Raw genomic sequence first — 3,168 nt, 5'->3', positions numbered from 1 at the left:
TTTTTCATTTTTTGTAGTCATATCAGAAGGTTAGCTGTTAAGTAAGTGCCATTCAAATCCGTCCCCTTTTTCGTCACTTTTTCCACAGAACAGCCACAAACACCATGATGTTAAAGCCACAGCGTATGGACGCGAACGGGCACGTACAACATGTGCCGGCCTCAATGACATCTCTTCGACTTTTGGATAAATGACTGTATGAGCGAATCAGTATCGACCGCTGGCACCTGGAACCTCGCCAGCCCAGGCAAGCGCCTGCTCGGCTATTTCATCGATATAGCGGTGGTGCTTTTCCTGCTGTTTTTGAACAGAAACCTGGACTACGCCTATTTCTATCTGGGTTCTGCAGGAGGCCCGGCATTGTTTGATGGCCTCCACTATGTGCTGCTGTTTTCAGCCTTCGGGTACTACTTGTTTTGCGATGCCTTGCCCAATGGCCAGAGCCTGGGCAAGCGGGTGTGCCGCACGGCCGTGGTGGGTTACCCGTACCCCACGAACTGCACGCTGTTCCAGTCGTTCCTGCGCAATTTTCCGAAGATGCTGTTCATAGTGCTGGACGGTCTTTTTGTACTGTTCGGCCTGCGCCGTCGCTTGGGCGATATGTTGGCCAAGACGATCGTGATCAATCTCTGAGATTTACCGTCTACTGCATCCCGTTGACTGTATGGAAACCTGTCTATGACGCTGAAGTCCCTCGCCTTGATCAGTTCACTTTTGCTGTTGGGCGCTTGTAATCGTCAACCCTGGGTGGCCTATGTCGAGCCTGCCAGCGGTACTGACACCGCCCGGTTACGCGTGATCACCAACGGCGAAGTGCGTGGCGGCAGCTATGTGGGGTGTGTGGGCAATGAGCAAGGCTTGGCCAAGGCCGGGCGTTTTTATGACGGTGACAAGCCGAGCATCAACTACCCACAGTCACCCCTGGTACCGCCTCGGTTAGGCATGGCGCCGCGCGTGCTGCCGAAGATGGCCGAGTACCTGGGGATGACCCGCATGGCCGAAGGGGTGTATGCCGAGATCGTGGCCGAGTACCGGGTGCCGGCGGGCAAGCCGTTCCTGTTGGTACGCGAAGAATTGGGGGTGGGCAGCTACGGCAGCACCTACAGTAAATGCCCGGCGCTGTCGCGGGTGTACACCTTTGAAAAGGGCAGGCAGTACGAGGCCTATGTCGGCATGGTCTACGGCGGTGATGTCGAGGGCAAGATGGGCGTGCGTTGCCCGTTCTTTGTCTACGAGTTGCAGGCGCCGAACCACGCCATCCCCCAGGCGATGCAGTCGACACCGGCGGCGGATCGTCCTTGTCGTTGAGAGGCGGGTCAATCTCGTAAACGTGCATTAACCCGAACCGCCCTAAGCTTGCGTCTGACCTTGTGAACGGATTATTCATTCACGAGGTTCAGCTCATGTCCCACACTCTGCTGTTGTTGCGTCCTGCGGCCCAGGGCTTTGCCGTTACCTTGCTGGTTACACTGGCCGGGTGCGGGCTGTCGTCAGCCCCTGAGGTCGCCCAGCCGATTGAGCCTGCGCCCATCGCCGAGCTGCACAGCGCGCAGGTGCCGGGCGCTTTGGTCAAGCGCGTGGCGATGCCTGCGCCGATGCTCGTGCAGGAATCCGCCGTGCTGGACTATCGCAGCGAGCCCCGTGAGCAATACGAAAACCTGCCGGACAACCCCGTGCACCGTGTGGCGGAAACGCCCGTCTCGACGTTCAGCGTCGATGTCGACACCGGCAGCTACGCCAACGTACGACGTTTCCTCAATCAAGGCAGCCTGCCGCCCGAAGGCGCTGTGCGATTGGAGGAAATGGTCAACTATTTCCCCTACAGCTACGCGTTGCCCACCGACGGCTCACCCTTTGGCGTGACCACCGAAGTCGCCGCCACCCCATGGAACCCCCGCACTCAACTGCTGCGCATTGGCATCAAGGCCTCTGACCGCGCTGTGGCCGACCTGGCGCCGGCCAATCTGGTGTTTCTGGTGGATGTGTCCGGCTCCATGGACCGCCGCGAAGGTTTGCCTCTGGTGAAAAGCACCCTGAAAGTGCTGGTAGATCAACTGCGCGACCGGGACCGTGTGTCGTTGGTGGTCTACGCCGGCGAGTCCCGCGTGGTGCTCGAACCGACTTCCGGTCGCGACAAGGCCAAGATCCGCAGTGCTATCGACCAGCTCACTGCCGGTGGCGCCACCGCCGGCGCATCCGGCATCGAACTGGCCTACCAGATGGCCCGCAAGGGGTTTATCGACAAGGGCATCAACCGCATCCTGCTGGCCACCGACGGTGACTTCAACGTGGGCGTCAGCGACTTCGACAGCCTCAAGCAAATGGCCGTCGACCAGCGTAAAAGCGGCGTTTCGCTGACCACCCTGGGCTTCGGTGTGGATAACTACAACGAACACTTGATGGAACAACTGGCCGATGCGGGCGATGGTAACTACGCCTACATCGACAACCTGCGTGAAGCCCGCAAAGTGCTGGTGGATCAACTCAGTTCGACCCTGTCGGTGGTGGCGCGGGATGTGAAGTTGCAGGTGGAATTCAACCCGGCGCGTGTCAGTGAATATCGCCTGCTGGGCTATGAAAACCGTGCGCTGAAGCGTGAGGATTTCAACAACGACAAAGTCGACGCCGGCGAAATCGGCGCGGGGCACACGGTTACCGCGCTGTACGAAATTGTGCCGAAGGGCGAGAAAGGTTGGTTGGAGCCTTTGCGTTACACCCGCGAGCCGAAGGCTGAACACAACACGGGCGAACTGGCCATGGTGCGTGTGCGCTACAAGCCTGCTGCGGGAGGTGACAGCCAACTGATCGAACGCCCCGTCAGCAACGTAACCACCAAGGCCAGTGACGACCTGCGCTTCTCCGCGGCCGTGGCGGCCTTCGCCCAACAGCTCAAGGGCGATGGCCGCTACACTGGCAGCATGAGTTTGCAGGACACTGCCGCACTGGCGCGCTCGGCCCGTGGCGATGACCCGTTCGGGCTGCGCAACGAGTTCGTGCAACTGGTGGAACTGGCCCAAGGTCTCAAACCCTGATCTCGAACATGACACTGATCAAATGTGGCAGGTCCCGATAAATCTCCGGCTTGGCGCTGTGACGCAGCAAACTGGAATCGCCTGTGGCGAGCGGGCTTGCCCCGCGTTGGGCTGCGCAGCAGCCCCAAAACACAGC

At 59.6% G+C, this 3,168-nt stretch carries 3 protein-coding genes; all 3 read left to right on the top strand.

The annotated features are described in order from the left end of the window. The first annotated feature begins 198 nt into the window (after positions 1 to 198). The 3 genes from ACODSV_RS36085 (at position 199) to ACODSV_RS36075 (ending at position 3,032) form a co-directional block, all read left to right on the top strand. The gene (locus tag ACODSV_RS36085; protein WP_024072712.1) at positions 199 to 633 is read left to right on the top strand and encodes an RDD family protein; all 435 of its coding nucleotides are present in this window, start codon (positions 199 to 201) and stop codon (positions 631 to 633) included. 45 nt (positions 634 to 678) lie between these two features. Further along, the gene (locus ACODSV_RS36080; protein WP_190301011.1) at positions 679 to 1,308 is read left to right on the top strand and encodes an amidase; all 630 of its coding nucleotides are present in this window, start codon (positions 679 to 681) and stop codon (positions 1,306 to 1,308) included. Between the two features lie 95 nt (positions 1,309 to 1,403). Continuing rightward, positions 1,404 to 3,032 (top strand): vWA domain-containing protein, encoded by a 1,629-nt coding sequence (locus ACODSV_RS36075; RefSeq protein ID WP_150056353.1) that lies wholly within the window; start codon positions 1,404 to 1,406, stop codon positions 3,030 to 3,032. Positions 3,033 to 3,168 lie beyond the last annotated feature (136 nt).

It is taken from the genome of Pseudomonas sp. FG86, assembly GCF_057808775.1.
Note: the sequence above shows the minus strand (reverse complement) of the source record. Positions and strands in the feature narration are given on the sequence as shown.